This window comes from Poriferisphaera corsica (assembly GCF_007747445.1).
Taxonomy (GTDB): domain Bacteria; phylum Planctomycetota; class Phycisphaerae; order Phycisphaerales; family Phycisphaeraceae; genus Poriferisphaera; species Poriferisphaera corsica.
The window spans coordinates 2,576,465-2,598,550 of the sequence record NZ_CP036425.1 but is presented as its reverse complement, the minus strand read 5'-3'; the positions used below and the strand labels follow the sequence as shown (position 1 = coordinate 2,598,550).

The 22,086-nt window shown below is 44.5% G+C and carries 14 protein-coding genes; 6 read left to right on the top strand and 8 right to left on the bottom strand.

Annotation, left to right across the window (positions count from 1 at the left end):
- Window positions 1-37: 37 nt before the first annotated feature.
- The 4 genes from KS4_RS10675 to KS4_RS10660 all read left to right on the top strand — a co-directional run bounded on the left by KS4_RS10675 (window position 38) and on the right by KS4_RS10660 (window position 5,485).
- Entirely contained in the window at window positions 38-2,545 is a 2,508-nt protein-coding gene (locus KS4_RS10675; RefSeq protein ID WP_145077816.1) for a beta-mannosidase, read from the top strand.
- A gap of 177 nt (window positions 2,546-2,722) precedes the next feature.
- Window positions 2,723-3,520: a glycosyltransferase gene (locus KS4_RS10670; protein ID WP_145077814.1), complete on the top strand. Its 798-nt coding sequence runs from the start codon at window positions 2,723-2,725 to the stop codon at window positions 3,518-3,520.
- Window positions 3,453-4,208, top strand: a complete 756-nt coding sequence (locus KS4_RS10665; protein WP_145077812.1) for a polysaccharide deacetylase family protein — start codon at window positions 3,453-3,455, stop codon at window positions 4,206-4,208. Before KS4_RS10670 ends, KS4_RS10665 begins: the two co-directional genes overlap by 68 nt.
- Before the next feature lie 38 nt (window positions 4,209-4,246).
- Entirely contained in the window at window positions 4,247-5,485 is a 1,239-nt protein-coding gene (locus KS4_RS10660) for a glycosyltransferase family 87 protein (protein WP_200761164.1), read from the top strand.
- On the opposite strand, the gene uvrB is transcribed toward KS4_RS10660, so the two are convergent.
- Complete coding sequence (gene uvrB, locus KS4_RS10655) at window positions 5,457-7,586, bottom strand: excinuclease ABC subunit UvrB (RefSeq protein WP_145077808.1); 2,130 nt, start codon at window positions 7,584-7,586, stop codon at window positions 5,457-5,459. The genes KS4_RS10660 and uvrB overlap by 29 nt on opposite strands.
- A gap of 96 nt (window positions 7,587-7,682) precedes the next feature.
- Here uvrB and KS4_RS10650 point away from each other — a divergent pair, with 96 nt between their 5' ends.
- Window positions 7,683-8,531, top strand: a complete 849-nt coding sequence (locus KS4_RS10650; RefSeq protein WP_145077805.1) for a DUF547 domain-containing protein — start codon at window positions 7,683-7,685, stop codon at window positions 8,529-8,531.
- A gap of 40 nt (window positions 8,532-8,571) precedes the next feature.
- Window positions 8,572-9,999: a cryptochrome/photolyase family protein gene (locus KS4_RS10645; protein ID WP_145077803.1), complete on the top strand. Its 1,428-nt coding sequence runs from the start codon at window positions 8,572-8,574 to the stop codon at window positions 9,997-9,999.
- Between the two features lie 13 nt (window positions 10,000-10,012).
- On the opposite strand, the gene KS4_RS10640 is transcribed toward KS4_RS10645, so the two are convergent.
- From KS4_RS10640 to KS4_RS10610, 7 genes are all read right to left on the bottom strand, one after another.
- The gene (locus tag KS4_RS10640; protein WP_145077801.1) at window positions 10,013-11,188 is read right to left on the bottom strand and encodes an MFS transporter; all 1,176 of its coding nucleotides are present in this window, start codon (window positions 11,186-11,188) and stop codon (window positions 10,013-10,015) included.
- A 2-nt stretch (window positions 11,189-11,190) separates the two neighbouring features.
- Entirely contained in the window at window positions 11,191-11,688 is a 498-nt protein-coding gene (gene smpB / locus KS4_RS10635; RefSeq protein ID WP_145077799.1) for an SsrA-binding protein SmpB, read from the bottom strand.
- A 42-nt stretch (window positions 11,689-11,730) separates the two neighbouring features.
- Complete coding sequence (locus KS4_RS10630) at window positions 11,731-13,173, bottom strand: tRNA modification GTPase (protein ID WP_145077797.1); 1,443 nt, start codon at window positions 13,171-13,173, stop codon at window positions 11,731-11,733.
- A gap of 13 nt (window positions 13,174-13,186) precedes the next feature.
- Window positions 13,187-15,385: a YidC/Oxa1 family insertase periplasmic-domain containing protein gene (locus KS4_RS10625; RefSeq protein WP_145077796.1), complete on the bottom strand. Its 2,199-nt coding sequence runs from the start codon at window positions 15,383-15,385 to the stop codon at window positions 13,187-13,189.
- Window positions 15,386-15,774: 389 nt separating this feature from the next.
- The gene (locus KS4_RS10620) at window positions 15,775-17,835 is read right to left on the bottom strand and encodes a site-2 protease family protein (RefSeq protein ID WP_145077794.1); all 2,061 of its coding nucleotides are present in this window, start codon (window positions 17,833-17,835) and stop codon (window positions 15,775-15,777) included.
- 195 nt (window positions 17,836-18,030) lie between these two features.
- Entirely contained in the window at window positions 18,031-19,239 is a 1,209-nt protein-coding gene (gene dxr / locus KS4_RS10615; protein ID WP_145077792.1) for a 1-deoxy-D-xylulose-5-phosphate reductoisomerase, read from the bottom strand.
- A gap of 61 nt (window positions 19,240-19,300) precedes the next feature.
- On the bottom strand, window positions 19,301-21,970 hold the full coding sequence (locus KS4_RS10610; protein WP_145077790.1) for an Rne/Rng family ribonuclease: 2,670 nt from the start codon (window positions 21,968-21,970) through the stop codon (window positions 19,301-19,303).
- Window positions 21,971-22,086 lie beyond the last annotated feature (116 nt).

Below are 22,086 nucleotides of genomic sequence, written 5' to 3'. Positions count from 1 at the left end.
TAAGCTATCGTTGGTTGATATGATTTAGGAGTCGGGTATGTCAGTAGTTGAGAATGAGTTATCGATGGTTGATTTGTCTGGGTCATGGCAGGTAAGGGATGATCAAGGCAGCGTTGATGTGAAAGCAATGCTTCCTGGTGATCTTCATTCAGCACTGTTAGAAGCTGGGGAAATCAAAGACCCATATTTTGGACTTGCGGAAAATGAAGCACAATGGATCGGGAAAAGGGCTTGGTTCTTTGAACGCAAATTCAAGGTTGAAAAAGATTTATTCAATCGCCAATCTGTATATTTAAATATTGATTGGGTTGATACTTTTGCCACGGTTTATGTCAATGGCAAGAACGTGCTGAGCACTTCAAATATGTTCAAGCGGTATCGTGTCGATATTAAGGATGCTTTGGTGTTAGGCGAGAATGATATACGTATTCGTATCGATTCTGCTGAACAGGTTGCGCTGGATAAAGCGGGAGAAATGCTGTACGAGATTCCTTGGGCAAAAGGGAACAATAAGATTCCGCATTTGAATATGGTTCGTAAGGTTCAATGTCATGGGGGTTGGGATTGGGGCATCTGTTTGATGGTATTGGGTATCTATGGTGATATCAGTTTACGCGCAAATGACGGCTTCCGTATTGAGCATGTATATACCTCGCAAGAACACCAAGCGAATCAATGTCACGTAACTGTTCAGGTAGAGATTGAAAGTGAAATTGATGCTAGTCGTGTTATTTGTTTTGAGTTGGATGAAAAGCAAATCAATGTAGCAGCAGATCTATCGGTGGGGCTGAATGTGATCGAAACCACGATTGTTATTGATAATCCAAAATTATGGTGGCCTGCAGGCTATGGTCATCAGCCGTTGTATGAATTATCTGTATCCGCGGGTGATGATCGTGTTGATAAAAAAATTGGGCTACGGAAGGTTGATTGGGCTTTACGCAAGGATCACATTGGCAGAAGTATGACTTTGCGAGTCAATGATTGTGATATTTTCTGCAAAGGGGCGAACTGGATTCCTGTTGATGCAATGCCGGGACGTCATACAGACAATGTTTATACGGATCTGCTTGAGGATGCTGTTGCAGCGAACATGAATATGATTCGTGTCTGGGGTGGAGGTCAATATGAACACGATCTTTTTTACGAAAAATGTGATGAATTAGGATTGTTGGTATGGCAAGACATGATGTTTTCGTGCTCATTGTATCCAGCAAGTGATGAGTTTTTAGCTGAAATTGAAGAAGAAGCTGAATACCAGATCAAACGTCTTCGTGATTATGCAAGTATTGTCCTATGGTGCGGCGACAATGAGCTCATCGGGTTTCTCAATGGTATTTTCGATCTTGAAGAAGGGAAACGTGATTTGTTTCTTGTTCAATATGATCGATTAAATCGTGTACTTCGTAGAACAATTGAGGCTTGTGATGATACAAGGTTGTTTTGGCCAAGTTCGCCATGCAATGGACCAGATGATTTTGGAGATGCATGGCATGATGATAGTTGCGGGGATATGCACTTTTGGAATGTATGGCATGAGGGTAAGTCGTTTGAAGAATATTATCGTGTCGTGCCACGTTTCTGTTCCGAATTTGGATATCAGTCTCTAAATTCGATGAGTGTGGTCGAAACATATGCTGATAAAGATCAATGGAATGTTACGTCTCCAGTTTTAGAACACCATCAGAGGAATGGAACGGGTGGGGGTAATGGCAAGATCATTGAAATGATGACGCGGTATTTTAGGATGCCGATCTCATTCGAGAGTCAATTATATTTAAGCCAGGTCCAGCAGGCGATGGCAATCAAAACAGCGGTTGAGTACTGGCGACATATGCAGCCGATATGTATGGGGACTTTATATTGGCAGTTGAACGATAATTGGCCTGTGGCTTCATGGTCTAGTATTGAGTATGGCGGTAAATGGAAGCAGCTTCATTATCATGCAAAACGATTTTTTGCACCTGTGCTGATTTCTGCATTCCAAAAAGATGAGGATCATGTCGAAATCTGGGTGATGAAAGATACGCCAGGGAAGATTGATTGTGTTGCAGAGATGACGGTATATGATTTCGAAGGCAATGAGCAATGCCAAATCACAAAAGAAATACAGATTGGCGGCATTAAGTGTGATGATCGATCATTACAAGTTGCTGATTTGGGTATCAAACGATTGTTGAATGATCCACAAGATGGCTTTTTGCACATGCGGCTATATGAGGAGAATGGCCGCGGTGTTGAGAGATCGTTGATACATGAGAATACACATTTCTTCTCGAAATTTAAGGAATGTGATTTGCCAGAGGTTAAGGTTGAGGCGGTCGTTAAGGATTGTAATGGTGAGATTGGAATTGAGCTGAAAGCAGATCATCCTGCATTTTTTGTTCACCTTGATACGGGGCCTTTGAAGGGTTCATTTGAAGATAGCAGCTTTACATTATTGCCGGATAGAAAGCGTTTGGTTTTCTTTAATACGCGTGAAAAAGTGAGTGTCTCAGATATGCAGAAATATTTAAGGGTAATGCATTTACGAGATACTTACTAGGAAGAATATAAGCAGATTTGAGCGGCGTCTTTAGAAAACTAAAGACGCCTTTTTATTTGTGTGTATATAGGGATATGTCTAAGATCTCATGCCTTTTGCGGACTTACAAAAGAATGCAAAATCTTGTTATAATATGGTTTGTAAACTTGGGTATGTGGCATGGAGTAATAGGTAGCTTTGGAAAAAATTTCAGTAATCTTGCCGGTCTTCAATGAAGCCGGGTTAATTAATGCGGTCATGAATCGCGTTATTGATTTCGTTGAGAAGCACAACAACTATTATTTCATATTTGTTGATGATGGTTCTGACGATGCGACTGCATCAATCATTGCGGACCGCCTCTGTCGAGCAGGTATTAATGAACGTATTACATTATTGCAGCAGCCGATAAACATGGGGAAAGGGGAAGCTGTAAAAAGTGCTATATTGGCTTGCAGAACGCCTTATGTCTGTTTTACAGATGGTGATCTTGCTTATTCTTTGGATCACATTATTCGTCTTCGCAAAAAGTTATTAGATTTTGATGTCGTTATAGGTTCTAGGAAATTGATTCCTTTTCGGCAGCGAAATATAAGTCTTGGACGGAAGTGTATGGGCAAGGTGTTTAATCTGATTGTGCGCGCTGTGTTGGGATTGCCTTACAAAGATACGCAAGCAGGGTTGAAAGGTTTTAAACGAGATGTTGCTCTTGATGTTTTTCAGTATCAACGTATGAGCGGATTCGCGTTTGATGCTGAGCTTTTATTTCTAGCAAAGCGAAGAGGTTATAAAATAGCAGAAATACCTGCTAGTGTTTCAAAATCGCATTCTTACAAAGTGTCTAAAATGAATTTATGGTTAGAGCCTCTTATTATGCTCAAAGCCATTTTGCAGATTAGGCTTAATAGTATTTTGGGGAAGTATTTGCATGCAAATAATGCTGAGTTTCGATGTCGAAGAGTTCGATATACCGATCGAGTACGGGCAATCGATTGACGAAGCAGAGCAAATTTCTGTGTCAGCTTCAGGTACGCAGAAAATTCTTCAGCTTCTAAAATCACATCAAATAAAATCAACTTGCTTTACGACAGCTAACTTTGCTATCCATCAAAAAAGTCTTGTTAAGACGATGTCTAAAGATTGTGAGATTGCTTCCCATGGATATTGGCATAGTCGTTTTGAAATCGATGATCTTAAGCGATCAAAAGATGTTTTAGAAGAGATTTCTGGTCAACAAGTATACGGATTTAGACGTGCAAGATTTGCATATACGCCTCAAAATATGATTTTTGAAGCCGGGTATCGCTATAACTCATCCGAAAACCCAATATGGATGCCGGGCCGATATAACAATTTTTTTGGAAATAGAACGGCATATATTGAGCAGGATCTGCTGAATATTCCAATTTCTGCGACACCTACATTGCGAATACCACTGTTTTGGCTAGCGATCAAGAATTTCCCGTTATGGCTTATCCATTACGCCAGTCGGCAAGTACTGAAGAGTGATGGTTATCTCAATATTTTTTTTCACCCATGGGAGTTTGAAGATATTGAAAAGTATCATTTGCCAAAGTACGTTACATCACGTTGCGGCGAGATGATGCTTGACCGTTTAGATTGGTATATCAGATTGCTGAAGCAGCATGGTGAGTTTATATATATGAAAGATTATGAAATCTAACAGCGTATTTGCATCAGGTTGTAGGATGTATGTTTTTTATGATGAAGATTGATTTACAATGCGAAACGAAAGCCACCTGGGCCATATGGTGCCTTGTTACTGTTGGCATACTGCTTGTCAGTGTGTGGAGTAACTATCAACACACAGTTACCGGTGCTTATATTGACGGCTCTTTGCGATGGTTACTCCAGCAAGATCTATATGACTACAGTATGCATGGTTTCCTGTATTTACCACAATCAGCGATTTTCTATTCTCCGTTTGCAGTACTTCCGGAGTGGATCGGTGAAAATCTTTGGCGTGTTACCTCAATATTCTGCTTTGCATCAGGTTTGTATACATTTACTGATATTCTTATGCGCTATACGCAGCGAAGATGGTTTCTTTGGATGTCGCTTGCATGTATTCCAATGATTTTGGATAGCGCACGTAATGGTCAAATGACTTTGATGCTTGTTGCGATGATGCTGATGTCAGTAAGTGATTTGATTGAATCGCGATATAGTCGCATGGTGTTTTGGCTAATAATTGGGTTGGTTATTAAGCCATTAATGATTGTTATGATTTTACTTATTGCGGGTATCTATCCGAAAACTATGTGGCGGATTATGATTGGTCTTTGCGTATTTTTAGCAATACCAATGTTCCAATCCGGGCCGACCTATACGATAGATCAATATCATGGATTCTATTTACAGTCCGTGGTTTCGGCAACCACAGAATTGTTAAATGAAGGTCGGTTTAGCGACGTATTTGGTGCGTTAAAAGCTTGGGGTGTACATATTAACGGTGAGCTCCAGCTTTTTCATCGTATCTCATTCGCTCTTATTACATGGTTGCTGTGTTTGAGTGTTGCGAATAGATTTAGTCGCGTCGTTTCAGCTTGTACTATCCTGATTATGTGCATCAGTTATATTATGCTTTTCAATCCGCGGACTGAAATTAATACTTTTAGTATGTTCTCTATTGTAATTGCTTTGGTGATGTGCTTTGGGATATCTCAGCAACAATTGAGTTTAGTTATTTCTGTCATCATTGCGGGACTGATAATTGCTCTGAATTATGAAATTTTGAAAAATATTACGCCCGGTAGAACCTATTGGTTACCTCCAATAGTGACGGTATCAGTTTTGATTTTCTTAATCCCAAAATGTTATCGATGTATTCGGCAGAATATGCAGGAGCTACAAGAGGGCAGACAGAGTAGCCAATTATCAAATATTGATGAGATTAAGAATCAAAATGAAGTTATGACGACTTCTTCTTCCGTTTCTTGATTACTTTGGTTCCAGGTGTTCCGGGTTTTTGTGTTTTTCTTTGGCCACCAGATTTTTCGATTAATTTTCCCATATCGGGCGCAGCTTTTATTTCTTTAATACGGTCACGAAGCATTGCAGCCTTTTCAAACTCTAAAAGTTTGGCTGCTTCAAGCATCTGCTCATCTAATTCATGTATACGCTCAGTACGATCATATTCTTGTTCTGTCGTATTCAATGCCTCTCGAGCAATTTTTCTTGCCCGAAGTTCTGATTCAATCCCAGTTCGAATTGCTTTTTTAATCGTTTTTGGCGTGATCCCATGATCTTGATTGTATTTTAATTGTATCTCACGGCGTCGATTCGTTTCATCCATAGCTTCCTGCATGGCCGGGGTGATGCTATCTGCATACAACACGACGTAAGAATCAACATTACGTGCAGCACGTCCAATTTGTTGAATCATACTCGTTGTGCTTCGTAAAAATCCGGCTTTATCTGAATCCAGAATCGCAACAAATGCTACTTCAGGTAGATCCAATCCTTCTCGTAATAGATTGACGCCGATCAATACATCAAATTCGCCTTCCCGTAATTCACGCAAAATTTGTATGCGATCTAATGTATCAATTTCAGAATGTAAATATCGGCAGCGAATACCTTGATCAGCCATGAATGACGCTAAATCTTCTGACAGTCTTTTAGTTAACGCGGTAATAAGTGCTCTTTGGCCCTTCTTGATACACTTTTGAGCTTCCTCAATGACATCGTTCACTTGACCAGTAGCCGGTCGAACTTCAATGGGTGGATCGACTAAGCCAGTGGGGCGAATAATCTGCTCAACGATCTCGCCCTGGCATTCCTCTAATTCATAAGGGCCGGGCGTTGCTGAAACAAAAATAACCTGTTGCCAGACATTTTCAACTTCATCAAACTTTAAGGGCCTATTATCCATCGCTGATGGTAGCCGAAATCCATGATCAACTAAAACGCGTTTACGTGCTTGATCGCCGTTATACATTGCTCGTATCTGAGGTAATGTAACATGGGATTCATCGACAAATACCACCCAATCTTTCTCGCCGTTTTGATTTGTATTCCCAGCATTTAATTGATCAGTTATTGCATCGGGAAAATAGTCCAACAGTGTATATGGCTTGCTTCCCGCTGGCCGACCATCAAGATGTCTTGAATAATTTTCAACACCCGAGCAGTACCCAACTTCTTGCATCATTTCTAAATCATACTGAGTTCGTGCAGTGAGTCGCTGTGCTTCGAGCAATTTACCTTCAGTACGTAGCTGGCCGGCACGTTTAACCATTTCATCTCGAATACCATCGATTGAATCAATCAGTTGATTTTCAGGCAAAACATAGTGCACAGCTGGGAAAATATACACGGATGTTTCATCTGCCAAGATCTCGCCAGTTAAGGGGTTGATGAACTGTATACCTTCGATCTCATCCCCAAATAACTCAATCCTGTATGCAAATTCCTCAGAAGCAGGGTACACCTCTATAACATCACCACGCACACGATACTTCCCGCGTACAAGCTCAATATCAGTGCGTTCATATTGCAAATCAGACAACGCAGACAATAGATCACGACGATTAATGAACTGGCCAACCGATAATGTAATCACAGATTTCTTATATGCATCAGGTGATCCAAGTCCATAAATACATGAGACGGATGCAACAATAATCACATCATTTCGCGTGATCAGATTGGTCGTGGCCGCTAATCTTAACCGATCAAGATCATCATTCCTAGAAGCATCCTTCTCGATATAGATATCTCTTTGTGGAATATATGCTTCGGGTTGATAGTAGTCATAGTAAGACACAAAATAAGACACAGCATTATCGGGGAAAAGTTCTTTGAATTCTTCATACAACTGCGCTGCTAGCGTTTTGTTGTGTGAAATAACCAAAGCAGGTTTGTTTAGCCTTGCGATGGTCTGAGCCATGGTAAATGTTTTACCAGTCCCTGTTGCCCCAAGGAGGGTTTGGTATTTTTTGCCAGATTCGATGCCATCTACCAATTGGTTAATAGCCTCAGGTTGATCCCCACGTGGGATGTTCTCGCTAACAAGTCGAAATTCATTCTTTTCCTTCATATGAATATTGTACGATAAGGTAACAAGATTTACATCGTAGTATTGATTGGTGTTAAATCTACAGTATTGACATGGGTAGAAAGGCAGGGCATTGATATGACTAGCGTGACAAAATTGATAGCATTTTTCCTATTATCGGCCAGCCTATTTGTTTATAACCCAGTAGATGCGACACAGGTGGGCACACAAGCCATGTCAGTTCGAGATCAGTCGTCCATGAGTGATTTGCAGGTTAATGAGCAGTATCAATCTGCACTTGATGGCTACAACGATTTATTGGAAGGGAATGTCGACAAAGATGGCTGGATAAATTACTCGGGGATACAAGAGGAGCAGGACAAGCTTCGTGATTATATCTCCTCATTGGCAAATATTGATATGAGTGCATTAGATCGCGATCATCAGTTAGCCACATACATCAATGCATATAACGCTTTTACGCTCATGTTAATCTTGGAATATTGGGACAACGGTAAGTTACAATCAATTTTTGATATTCCAGAAAACAGGCGATGGGATGATGTTCGCTGGCAAGTTGGTGCGAATACATATAGCTTAAATCAAATTGAACATACATTGATTCGGCCAGTTTTTAATGAGCCCCGCATCCATTTCGCACTTGTATGTGCCGCATATAGCTGTCCCCCGCTTCGTAATGAAGTTTATGATAGTACCATGATCGAGGATCAACTCAATTCTCAAGCTCAATATGTTCACGATCATAAACGCTGGTATCAATATGACGCAAATCAGAAAAAAGTCATGCTTACCAAGTTGTATGAATGGTACGCTACAGATTTCGAGATTAATGTTCAAGGTATACTCTATTTCATCGCGCAATATAGACCTGAGATTGCCACTTTGCTGAATAATGGCGAAGAGCCAGAAATACAATGGATTCCATACGATTGGCGTTTAAATGATATACAGAACAAGCCGCAGTAGTATTAACTTGAAAATACATGCCTTTATGGGTTGAGTTGTCATGGTTGAAAAGATTGATAGTGCAGTTGTTCTGTTCGATGAAATACTCCGTATTCATGATCATCATGCACTTTACGATGCATGTAAGCATCACGATGTGGTCATACCTGTTTATGTACATCATCCCAGCATTCGATTGGGGTCAGCCAAGAAATGGTGGCACCATTACTCACTTATCTCTTTGAATGAGAATCTTCATGAAAAGAAATCTCGCTTAATTATCAGGCAGGGTGATTTATCAAAAGAACTCCTAAATCTTCTTAATGACGTACGATGTAGTAAGCTGTATCTACATCAAACACTTCATCCATTGAAGATAAAAAAATATCAGAATCTTATACGCGAATGTGAAAAACAGAAGATTACAGTCAACCAATACCCACCAGATATGTTGTTTAAGCCAGATCAAATTCTTAATCAGCAGAACAATCCGTATAAGGTCTACACACATTATCGGAAAGCATGTTTGCATGATATCGTGCAACTGGATATCAAGCCTGTTCCCACATCACTTAAGCCAATTACACGATGGCCAAAAAGTTTAAAGATCAATGAACTCCATTTGTTACCCGAAGAAAATTGGTCCGATCATTGGCCCAAAATTTGGTCTCCAGGTGAACTGCAGGCTAAGAAGCAACTGAATATATTTATCAAAAATGCCATCTTAGATTATTCGGAAAAACGCGATTTCCCATCTGTCGATGCTACCTCAAAAATGTCAGTTTTCTTAGCCAATGGCGACATAAGTTCAAAGTATATCTGGGCAAAAGTCGTATCAAAGTTCAATAAAACCAAGCAGTATTCAGAGGTAGAAGCTTATCTAAAGCAACTGGTATGGCGCGAATTTGCATACTACATCCTATGGCATTTCCCACACACGTTAGATAAACCTCTCTATGATAAATATTCCGCATTCCCTTGGAAACAAAATCAGGAAGAACTCAAAGCTTGGCAGACTGGTAAAACTGGATATCCAATTGTAGATGCAGGTATGCGGCAACTATGGCATACAGGCTTCATGCATAACAGATTGCGAATGATTGTTGGATCTTTTTTAGTCAAAGATCTGTTAATCCATTGGCATGAAGGGGCACATTGGTTTGAAGAAACATTACTCGACGCTGACGATGCAAATAACACACTTGGATGGCAATGGGTCGCAGGTTGCGGCGCAGATGCCGCCCCATATTTTCGCATTTTCAATCCAATTACGCAGGGCGAAAAGTTTGATAAAGCTGGTGAGTACGTACGTACATGGTTACCTGAGCTTAAAAATATGCCAGATAAATTCATTCATCAGCCATGGAATGCCCCAGAGCACACTCTGAAAAAAGCAGGTGTAGAGTTGGGTATAAATTATCCCAAACCAATTATTGATCACAAGATTGCACGAGAACGAGCCTTAAAGGCATTGTACTCTTTGAAGTAAAATGCGTAATCATTTACCGTATATTCATTTTGTGCAAACGATAAAGATAGAACATTGCGATGCACGTCGAGATAATAATGATTGGTATGATGCATAAAATGATGCCGGTATTGTCATCATTGCTAGAAGATAAATTTCTACCAATAATGCCAACTAATGGGCCTATCGCGAATCCAGCCCCAATAATACTTTCATGTGCGCCACCAGCATCTACCGCAGCATTTTTTATCGATAATGCATAATACAATGCACCAAAATATATTAACCCTGATGCTAGCCCAAATAGAATTTCACCCAATATGATCATCATGAGATTATCGCTCATCAAGATAAGTAAAAATCCAACGGGCAATATAATGATCATCAAAAATAGAGGAGATGAGCGTCCATGCCAGATTGTTAGCCCGCCGAGGATTACAAAAGAAACAACGCGTGTAATATCTAAAAAGCCTGACATACCTGCACTAAACTCGACCGAATACCCCAATCGTAAAAATACACTAGGCAGCAATGGTGCTAGCAAAAATAGTAAGATGTAGCTTAGTATCATGGATGCGCGACTAGCCCGTAATAACAATGTGTACCGCTCTACACGATTCTTGATAGTTGTCTCGTGTATTTCAACAGAAAGTTGTCGCGGCTTATTTACAAGCTTCAAGCAAAAAATAATAGAGATAAAATGCGTCACGATTGCCGCTACGAAAAATAGCAAAGGACTACTTGAACCGACTAAAAAGCCAGTCAGGATCAATGCAATCGGCGCAGCCGCTGCCCATGTTATATTAAAATGCCCAACAGTTTTAAACATCTCCTTGCCCGAGTTACCCGCGCCAACATACGCTTCAACAACCGGCCACTTTATCCCTGTAAACAAGCCAATCATCGAAAAACACAAGAATATTCCTAGCATGCTTGATGTAAATGCGAGCATGATCGTAAAAAAGATCAATCCAGTGAATGAGATCAATAATACACTGCGTTCATCAATCTTTTTGGTTATACCATGGCTGAACAGAGCGCCTATCGCGTACACGATGCCAAAACAAAATGCCAACCAAAGATTGTTCAGTGAGGAGTATGCAAGTACATCACTCGCATAAAAATAAAAGCCACGTTCTAAAAAAATCGCAGCTAAGCTTTCCGTGAAAGCAATAAAAAATATATGTTGTTTTGGGTTCGTGTGAAACATTGCTATAAATGTCTCTTCGTCATGGCGCGTCGAATAGAGCGATCAGCATCACGCTCCTTTATATCATGCCGTTTATCATGAGCTCTTTTACCACGTCCTAATCCAATCTCGATTTTTACAATGCCGCGACTTGTGAAATACATCGCCAAAGGCACAATCGTAACACCTTTCTCGCGTGTCTTATTTGCTAACTGCTTGATCTGTTTTTTATGTGCTAAAAGAGTTCGCACACGCTTAGGTTCATGTTGATGGACACCAGCGTGAGGATATTTCGATATTTCACAATTAACGAGCTTTAGCAGCAATTCTTTTTCATCGACTGTCGCATAACCCTCTGCGATGGATGCTTGGCCATCACGAATCGACTTTACTTCAGAACCCTGCAACGAAATCCCACATTCCAGTTTATCACTGATATGGTAGTCATGGTACGCACGACGATTGACAATTCGCCGTGTTTGACTTTCGTTTTTATGTTTCTTTTTATGCTTTTTTGCCATCACTTATCTCAAATTAAAATACTTTTGCCTTACATCATACACCTATTTTCCGACACAGAAACTCGAAAATACGTGTCCAATGACATCATCAGGTGTCATTTCACCACCCAACGCTGCCATTTCATCCAATGCTTCTCTCATTGCGCTTGCGATCAATTCAATATCAAAAATCCTAGATTCATTGATCTGGTTTTCTAATAAATCAATCGCTTCTTGAAGGCATGCAATTGTACTCCGAATAGCTGCTTCATGGCGAGGCTGCAAGGTTAGCTGTTCCGCATGAGCACTAGTCGCGCGATTTCGAAGATGAGCCGTGATTTTCTTTCTTAGATGCTCAAGCCCTGTATGCTCTAATGCGCTGATCTGTATCATTTGATCGTTGTTAATTGTGTGGCGACTAGTCTCAAATAAATCGCTTTTATTCTGTACATAGAGCTTAGGTGTTCGGGGAGCGATATGATCAAAGAACGATTGCTTACAGGATGGATCGCTTACACAGAGCACCAGATCCGCTCCATCAATAGCTTGCTGAGCAGCTTCTTGTGCGTGCTCATCAATCGAACTGTCAACATGATCCAAACCCGCAATATCGATCAGCATCACTTCAAGTGATGAATGAATCATTGTAGGTTCTGCGAGAATATCTCTCGTGGTGCCTGGCATCGCACTAATCACAGCTCGCGGTTTACCAAGCATCGCATTAAAAAGAGTGCTCTTACCCACACTAGGCTCACCAACTAGCACAACGCGTGGCATAGATTCAACCGCACCCCAAGATCGACTTGCTTTTAAGAGTTCCTGCAATTGATGCCAAATTTTATTGAGATTGCTTTCGAGTTGATTCGGTTTGATTGGAATAACATCTTCCTGATCAACAAAATCAATCCCAGCTTCGACTAGGGCGAGCTGAATAGAAAGATGGTTCACAATCTCAAATGCAAAGGAACCCAACTTGCCATTTTTTAGCATTTCTGCAGCATGCAGTTGTCCATCCGATGCTGCTGATATTGTTGCCGCAATACCTTCCGCCTGAGTCAAATCAAGTTTGCCACAAGCAAACGCTCGAAACGTAAATTCACCTGGCTCCGCAAGCCTTGCTCCCAATCCAATCGAGCGCTGCATGATGAATTCCAACAATGCAGGATGACTTGGCAATTGCACTTCGATCGTGTCATCACCGGTATAGCTGCCTGGCCCCGGTAAAAATGTAACTGCACACGCAAAACCCAAGTCTTTGAGTTTGCCCACACATATCGTTCGTTCTTTCAATTCGCTATCAAAATCGCATAACTTCAAAGCAATTTTTACCGCGTCATTACCAGATAGCCTGACCAAACCTCTAGCGGATTGTCCCGGAGCTGAACTCACTGCAACAATAGTTTCAGAGCGATTGAGTTTGCCTATATCATTCAATGAACAACCAGTGCTCGCATGGTGACTGCGAGCACTGGCATTGGAATTTAGATTTGAGTGACTTTCTCTCATATCACATCAGCATTTATTTACGCTTTGGTGGCTTACGATTGCCTTGGTCTGGTTGCTGCATCTTCTTCTGTTTTTCTTCCAGAACTTTCTGCATGCGATCCATAAACCCACCAGATTTTTTAGGTTTCGTTTTCCGCGGCGTAAATAATTCACCACGTTCTTCAAGCTCACGCACATGTTTCCGCACAAAGTAACTATCAACAATACCTGCTGAAGTCGACGCAAGAATATAGAGCGTTAAACCTGACGGTGCTGAATACAAAAACAGTGGGAACAACAACACCATAAACTTCATCATCTTCTGTTGTTGGCGTGCTTGATCCGTCGTTGCTGGCGGAGTGGTGAATTTCTGTTGAACGAAAAATACTACACCCATCAACAAAGGCAAAATATTGATCGAAGAATAATCCAGTGTGATAAAGATCAACTGAATTGGTTTCTGGTCTGCAAACAACGAGATAAACCGGTCAGGGCTCGACAAACTCGTCAAGAACTGCCAATCCCCTCCAAACATTTGACTAATGCTGTTAAACACATTGTAAAACGCGGGCTGTCCACGTAATTCGATTGCGTAATAAAGCATCGCATACAATGCCACCCAGATCGGCATCTGCAAGAACATCGGCAAACAGCCCAGCATATTAAACGGATTGATGTGTTTCTCTTTATAAAGTTTCATCATCTCCGGCTGGAGTTTACTACTGTCATCCGCATATTTCTTTTTCAGTTTTTCCATCTCAGGCTGAATTGCCTGCATCTGCTTACCCATCTTCATCATGTTGATTTGCGAGCGACGCGTGATCGGATGAAGCACCAATCGGACAATCAGTACGAGGATAATAATCGCGATACCCCAGTCCATCACGATTGCATGAATCACTGTCAGGAACCAAAGCAACGCACGCGCCAAAGGCTGGAAAGTACACCACGTGCAGCCCAACACATAACGCACCATATCATCAAAAGCCATTGCCTCGTAAGGTGCCTGGTTGAACAGTGATGAAAGCCGTGGCCCCGCAAAAATCGAAATACTTAAATCATCAACCTCACCCGGTTGCAACTGTGTTTTCTGAGATTCCATCCCAAAGATCACAATGCGCCCCGGATGCTCTGTCTGCATATCTTGCTTAAACGAAGGCACAACATGCGTCTTGATCTCTGGGAATACTTCTTGAATTGGCGTCACATCACTTGGCTTCGTGACATCCTTCGACACATCTGCAGACGTCACAACCGAAAAATATCGGTTTTCCGCAGCAAACCACGCCAACACAGACCCGTACTCAATATTGTCAATGTTTGGCCAAATCCCAGCTGGAGATGAATCACCATTCTGAGCCGCACTTTTAAAATCTTCCAACAGTGCACGGCGATCCTGGATTCCGTCATATGTCACAATCCGTGTACGTAATGGATCAGACTTGGGAAAGTAAGCCGTCAAAAACTGACGCTTATCACCAAGATAAGCCGCACCATCATCAATCACATCACCTTGAGCATACTGATCGTATTGCACATCAATCGGTTTGCCGCTCAGATTAACAACCTGCTGTTTCAGCTCAATGCTATAGCTATCCTTCGGCAGCACGTACGTTCTGACCACCTCAACAACGTCATTTCCATCCCCATCCTCAATCACAAGACTATATGTCACTTGCTCGCCATCAGTGATCATCTTCACTTCTGAAGATTCCCAAGCCTTATTGAACAGTTCAATCACCTGCCCATTGACACGAATCGAGTTCGCTGTGTATGGGAACACATTAAGCTCTTGATCACGCCCAGTTTTTGTCTTCAGCTCGCCTTCAACACTGTAAGGCACACCCGTTGGCCCCGTCACGCGGTCATAATCCGCCAGCGTAAATCGCTTGACGCCGCTACCCCAGCGATACAGTTCAACCTTAAGTTTGTATCCGCTTTTAGTGTCATCAGAACCCAGTGTCTGTGATTCAGAGATCGCTGCTTGGCGTACTTTCAACCCTTCGATCGGTGCAACTTCTGTCACGATTGGCGTTTCAACCTGCGGCTCGGCCTTAACCTCATCCACCTCACGCTTTATTTGCTCAACAGCCTTCGCCTCTGCCTGTTCACGCTGCTCAATTGCTGTAGTCTGTTCCTGCACCAAAGCTTCATCTTCAGCGCCTTGGAAAAGAAACGCTGCCGCGAACAGCAAGCCCAACAGGACTGCAATTATGGGTACCAAAATCCTCATCGATTCCCTCTATCCTTAAACGGGATTAAACACTCAGAGTCAGGTGTGTAATGATTCACAAAATTCGAACTAAAAAGCTCGATACCGCTGACTCGTCATATCATCTGATGTCAAGTAATCAACCCACAGCAAAGCCTAGGCTTCATTACGAAAGACGCTTTAAAACGTCTAGTATAAAGGCCAATACGTTTTCTCGCGAACATACGTATCAGCCCTTCGTTTCATCAATATTATGGCCAGTGCTGTTTGCAAAGCCCAATACTTGTCATTTCACCATACATCCGCCATTTTTACGTCATGAGCAGCCACTCAGAACCAAGTGTCGAACTATATGCAAGTTATGCGAAATCTTCCGAAAATCGGTATAGGTGATGTATCAGAATGACGCATCAAAAGATGCTGCTGGCAATTCTCACGATATCCTGATAAGTCACGATCACAAACACCATCCCGATCAGTGCCAAGCCAACGTACAACGCCGCCATCTGCACCGCCGGACTCGCCGGTGATCCCTTGATCTTCTCAATAATCAGGAACACAATATGCCCGCCGTCCACAATCGGGATCGGCAAGAAGTTCAGCACTGCTAAGTTGATACTGATCAGCCCAAGGAAGAAGAACAACCAAGAGTAGCCTCTTGATGCCGTCTTCGTGCCTACTTCCAGAATCCCCACCGGCCCACGCAGATTACTGATCCCAACCGTCCCTCGCGCCAGACCAGCCAGCGTCTGATACGTCTGCACCGTAAACTGCCACGTCTTCACCATCCCCAGTTTGCCCGCCTCAATCGGATTCTTCGCAATCACCGGCAACATCAGCGTGTCAAAGAACATCTGATTCGTGATCCGCCAGCCAGCATTCGCTAATCCGCGAGCTGCAGCCGTATCAAGTACCATTTGCTTATTCTCAATCGGTTGCCCCGCAACATTCAGCATGAACGACACATCAACACTTGCTTCGCCATTCTCGCCAACCTTCACCTCAGACAAGAGCCTTTGAATATCACCCCAGCTCCCAACCTTCTGTCCCCCAATCGAAACCAGCGACGACCCGCTGCTTAGCTGCAGATCAGCCGCAGGTGTGTTTGGCAATGTCTGCGCTACAAGTGGTTTCTCTAAATACAAGTCAGGCAGGAAGCCCAATAGGCCCTTCCGAGGCGTGATCGCACCCAGATCCACCAAATCACCATCTCGCATCACCGTCACTTGTACCGGCTTGTCACCCACCTCTTTCAATTTCGCCTGCAGCATCATCAGCGTTGGCCATTCCACACCACCCACATTCGCGATCAAATCGCCTTCCTCAGCCTTCGCTTCTTTCAACGCACTATTTTTCTCACTAAACCCACCCACCATCAGTGCTGGCATCAATCCCGCCAAATTCTGATCCAGCCCGTCGCCACCATACTCAAGCCGCGGCGATCCTTGCAGTTTAGCAACGACTTCTTTCCCATCCTCACTCTTAAACCCAAACTCGCCCGGCTGCCCCTTTAACGCATTGAGCGCCAAAACAAGCTGCCCATAATTCTCAATCGGCTTCCCATTCACCGCCACCAAATCCATATCCGCACGCACACCCTGCTCATACGCAGAGCTTGTCTGCAAAATCGAACCGACCGTCGTCGTACGTGGATCTTCCACTCCGATTCCTAGTAAGCCTTCCATCGCAAAGTTTGGCTTGGGCTTAATCTTGTAAGTTAATTCATTTTTCTCACCGGGTCGATCAATCTTCAATACCAGCGGCGTCTCGCCATCACTCAGCGCACTTGCCACCTTCAGATCCGACATCTCGCTGATCGATTTCCCATCCACCGACACAATCTTGTCACCAGCCTTCAAGCCTTGATAACCCGCCGCGTCCTCATGTCCTTCAGCATACGTCGTCGCCGCAGGCATCCCCGGCAACACACCACCAACAATCGCTGGTGGGAACTTCACGCCAATTTGGAACGCCAGAATGAAGAACAAAAATCCAAAAATAACATTCATCACAACACCCGCCGAAATCACGCAAGCTCTCGCCCAGATCGGCTTGTTATTAAACGACCTTGGGTCAACGCTCCGAGCCTTCGGATCCATATCCTCTTGCCCTAGCATCTTCACATACCCGCCTAACGGCAGATAGTTCAGCCTGTACTCGGTTTCGCCCAACCCAATCGCTTCCGCAGCATCATCCTTCAGCTGGTTATCGATATCCTCAAATTTCGTGCCCGGCTCAACCTTCCCCTCGGAAAGCAGCCGCGCCAAGATCTGCTTCTCATACTCCGGCTCAGTCGAGCCAAATTTCAAACCAATCCCTTTACGCCACGACACCATCGCCGTACCAAATCCAATCGCAAACTGAGGGCACTTGATACCCACCCACTTCGCAACCAGAAAGTGTCCTAACTCATGGACGAATATCAGAAAACCAAAACCAATCAGAAACTTGATAAAAGAGAATACAGCCATCGGCTTCAATCGCTCCAAATATATCTCAGCAGCTCTCGCCGCATCATTTCATTTCCAGCATCTCGCAATGCTCACTCATTTCGCCTTCTCAAGCTTTCGCTCTTACAGCGCTCCAAATTCTACCATCCCCCAATTATCGCACCCTTATTTCGTCGGCTCATCCCTCCCACCAACATTCAAACCCGACTCATTTCCTCACAAAACCCCATTCGCGTCATATTGACCAATCTGCTGATCAACATACGCCCGCGCCTTCTGATCCGCCTCCATCACCGTCTCCAGACTATCCACAGGCTTCGACTCAATCGCACTCAGCGCCTCAGTCACCAGCCGCGTAATCTGGCCAAACGGGATCTGTCTCCCCAAGAACGCCGCCACCGCCGCCTCATTCGCCGCGTTAAAAATCGCTCCAGCCGTTCCCCCAGCCTCGATTACCGAGTACGCCAGTTTCAGCGATCCAAATCGCTCAACGTCCGGCCCTTCAAACGTCAATTGTGACAACGTCCGCCAATCCATCTTCTCACTACCGCCCAATCCACGCTCAGGATACGTCAAGGCATACTGGATCGGCGTCTTCATGTCCGGAGGCCCCAATTGAGCCAGCACCGAATTGTCAACAAACTCCACAAAGCTATGAATCACACTCTGCGGATGAACAATCACATCTATCTGCTCGCCCGGCAAGTCAAACAGCCAGTGAGCCTCAATAATTTCTAACGCCTTATTCATCATCGACGCCGAATCTATCGTGATCTTCTGTCCCATCTCCCATGTCGGATGCTTAAGCGCTTGCTCAACCGTCGCCGCCTCAATCGTTTCCTTTTCCCACGTACGGAACGGCCCACCCGATGCAGTTAATACAATCCGTTTGACCATCCGGTTCGGATGATCGTGCAAACATTGAAAAATTGCGCTATGTTCCGAATCCACCGGCAACAATTCCGCGCCATGCTCCCGCACCAACGGCGAAACCAACTCACCTGCCGCAACCAGTGTTTCCTTATTCGCTAGGCTGATCCGCATCCCGCGCTCAATCGCCGCCATCGTTGCCGGCAAGCCCGCCGACCCAACAACAGCCGCCGCAAGATCCGTCGCTTCAACCGCCTCCACCAAATCCTTCGTCGCAAACTCCCCACCAAAAACCTGTATCCCAGGCAGCGCATCCTTCACCGCCTCAACCTGGGACTCATCCCCCACCGCAACATGCTTCACGCCAAATCGCTTCGCTTGTTCGATCAGTACATCAACACGCCTCCCCACCGCCAGTCCCACCACATCAATATCCGCTAGATCGTGCGCATTCAAATGCTCCACAACCTTTAGCGTGTTCTCACCGATCGAACCCGACGAGCCCAACACAATCAGCTTGCGTTTCCCTGCATTCCCTTGACGATTTGCCTTCAAACAAGTTCCCTTCTGTCTGACGGTTCTGTCACACACAAACTGCAACACGAAACACGATCATTTACTTCTTCAGCATCCTGTTACTGTAGCCGCTGCTCGTAACGCTTTTTGTTTCGACTTTCTTCACGCTCTTACTCGAACGCTTCTTGCGACGCACAACCTTACTTCCCGTACGTCCTTCAACCTTCTTTTCATTCCCAGCATCAGCATTGCTAGTCTGATTGCCCGTTTCCGCGCGGCTTGTCGAAGCACGCTTCTTACGAACTTTCGTCCTGGGTTTCGGTGCTGCTTGATGGCCCGCCACATCGTCACTACTTACACGACGTGTGGTATAACGTTTCTTGCGAATCGGCTTCTTCTCTTCAGCCAAATGATCCGCAACATTGCCATTCACTTCAGCTTTAACTTCCCGAGCTTCTTCCAGAACATTGCCAACCTGTTCCGGTGAAACCTTACGCGGCTTATCAACGCTCGATGTTCGTACTGACTTCTTCTTCGAAGTCGTCGCACGTTTCTTCCTCACGGTTTTCTTGCGTGTACTACTTTTCTTCTCATCCGATTTCGCCGCTTTATACTGTTCAGCAACATCCTCAGCTTTCCGCGGTTCAACCTTCACATCTTCACGCTTCTCATCCTTACCACCTCTACGCCTGCTGCGATCCGATGATCGCCCACGTTCAGAAGATCTTTCACGATCCGAAGTCCGCTCGCGGCTTGACGATCTCTCACGCCCAGATGGTCGTTCACGATCACGATCCGATGACCGTCGACGATCCGATGATCGTTCGCGGCTCGAAGAACGTTCATGCTTCTCACCTGATTCATTCCCGCCCTCATCCGAGCCTTCTCGCTGTCTTGAACTATCCGAACTACGACGCCTTCGACTATCCGTACCCCGGCGGCGACGTGAATCTTTCTGTTCTTCTTGTTGCTCTTCTTTAGCCATCTCCCCATCTTCAGATTCGTCATGCAGCTTCTTACCACCACGGCTTCCACGCCGTCTTCTGCGACGCTTCTTCTGTTCTTCTTCCTCTGCCGCTGCTTCACGCGCCGCATTTTCTTCGACGAGCTGACTGATCTCAGCCTCAACTTCGTTTCCTTCCAACGCTTCTTCCGGTTCCTGAACCATAGGAATTTCGTCAATCGCCAAATCAATATACGCAGCATCAATCGGCTTCGGAATCTGCTTGCCGCTCATCAAATTCTCAATATTCAGCGGCGTCTTTCGCTCGTCATAAGCCTTAATTTCAAGGAAATCAATCTGTTCACCGCCCACGCGCACCATCACCGGCTTGCCATGCTTACGCTCCAAACTCACCAACTGCGCACGCTTCCGGTTTAACAAATGGAACGCAACATCCGGGCTGATCACCAGCTCCAAATGCGCAACCTTACGATGATGCATCACCATCGCCAGCTTACGCATCACCTCAAGCACCACCGTCTCCGCCGTCTTCACATGACCCGTCCCCGCACAATGAACACATTCATTGTAAATCGACTTCTTCAACGACGGCCGCATCCGCTGACGCGTCATCTCCAGCATCCCAAACTGACTGATCGGATTGATCCGCGACCGCGCACGGTCGTTCTTTAAATTCTGACGGAACCGTGACTCGATCTTGCGACGATGCCGCGATTCACGCATATCAATCAGGTCATTAACCACCAACCCGCCAAGGTCGCGCAACTTCAACTGTCGACAAATCTCATCCACAGCTTCCATGTTCGTATTAAACGCATTCGATTCCGCATCTTGTGCATCACGACTCTTGCCCGAGTTCACATCAATCGCAACCAATGCCTCAGCCTGGTCAAACACCAACGCGCCACCCGATGGCAGCGGCACTTCTCTCGCATTGATCTGATCAATCTGATCTTCAATCCCAAACCGGTGGTAGATCGGGACCAGATCGTTGTAGTAAACAACTTTCGTTTTTGTTCGCGGGTTCGACACCGCCAAGAAGTCCCTTGCACGCTTCGCCGCCGTTACATCATCAATCAAAATCCGACTAATGTCATTACGGAACACATCACGAATCGTCCTGATGACCAAGTCCGATTCTGCATACAATTCGCCCACCGTCTTGATCGCCTTCTTACGTTTCTCGATCGACTTCCATAGCCGCGCAAGATACGCAAGGTCCCGCTTCAAATCTGTCTTTGTTTGCCCAATCCCCGCCGTACGAACAATGAATCCAAAACCGGATGGCGGCTTAAGATCATTCAAAATCTTCTTCATCGAACGACGCGCATCTTCATCCTCCACCTTCCGTGACACGCCCAACCTTTGCATGTCAGGCATCATCACAATAAACCGACCCGGGATCGACAGATAACTCGTCAGGGTAGGGCCCTTCGTCCCAATCCCTTCCTTCAGAACCTGTACCGTGATCTCTTGTCCACGCTTCAAGCACTTCTGAATAGGCGGACGATCACGCCGTGGCGTCTTACTTCCTACCTGTTCAAATTCTTCTTTATCTTTTCCTGGAAAATACTTCGGATGAAGATCCGAGATATGCAAAAACCCGTTTCTTTCCAGACCGAAATCGATAAATGCAGCCTGAATCGAAGCCTCTACATTCGTCACACGTCCTTTGTAAATATTACCGACATGCGACTCGGCGCTAGACCTTTCCTGATAGAACTCGTCCAGCTTCCCGTCCACAGCGATTGCAATCCTGCATTCTTCGCCGGGAACATTATTAATCAACATTTCTGATTTTGACACAGTGCGTCACAGCCCGCTGTTCCAATGACAACGCATACGCAAACATCGCTTATTTCATGAACATTGCAATCATTTTCTGATCGTGCTCTCGATATTAAGCATCCTGCTTGCCTGCG

Excerpts from the sequence above, each read along its gene's own strand:
- KS4_RS10675 (WP_145077816.1), top strand. The coding sequence starts at position 38 with ATGTCAGTAGTTGAGAATGAGTTATCGATGGTTGATTTGTCTGGGTCA.
- KS4_RS10665 (WP_145077812.1), top strand. The coding sequence starts at position 3,453 with ATGCAAATAATGCTGAGTTTCGATGTCGAAGAGTTCGATATACCGATC.
- KS4_RS10660 (WP_200761164.1), top strand. The coding sequence starts at position 4,247 with ATGATGAAGATTGATTTACAATGCGAAACGAAAGCCACCTGGGCCATA.
- uvrB (WP_145077808.1), bottom strand. The coding sequence starts at position 7,586 with ATGAAGGAAAAGAATGAATTTCGACTTGTTAGCGAGAACATCCCACGT.
- KS4_RS10650 (WP_145077805.1), top strand. The coding sequence starts at position 7,683 with ATGACTAGCGTGACAAAATTGATAGCATTTTTCCTATTATCGGCCAGC.
- KS4_RS10645 (WP_145077803.1), top strand. The coding sequence starts at position 8,572 with ATGGTTGAAAAGATTGATAGTGCAGTTGTTCTGTTCGATGAAATACTC.
- KS4_RS10640 (WP_145077801.1), bottom strand. The coding sequence starts at position 11,188 with ATGTTTCACACGAACCCAAAACAACATATATTTTTTATTGCTTTCACG.
- smpB (WP_145077799.1), bottom strand. The coding sequence starts at position 11,688 with ATGGCAAAAAAGCATAAAAAGAAACATAAAAACGAAAGTCAAACACGG.
- KS4_RS10630 (WP_145077797.1), bottom strand. The coding sequence starts at position 13,173 with ATGAGAGAAAGTCACTCAAATCTAAATTCCAATGCCAGTGCTCGCAGT.
- KS4_RS10625 (WP_145077796.1), bottom strand. The coding sequence starts at position 15,385 with ATGAGGATTTTGGTACCCATAATTGCAGTCCTGTTGGGCTTGCTGTTC.
- KS4_RS10620 (WP_145077794.1), bottom strand. The coding sequence starts at position 17,835 with ATGGCTGTATTCTCTTTTATCAAGTTTCTGATTGGTTTTGGTTTTCTG.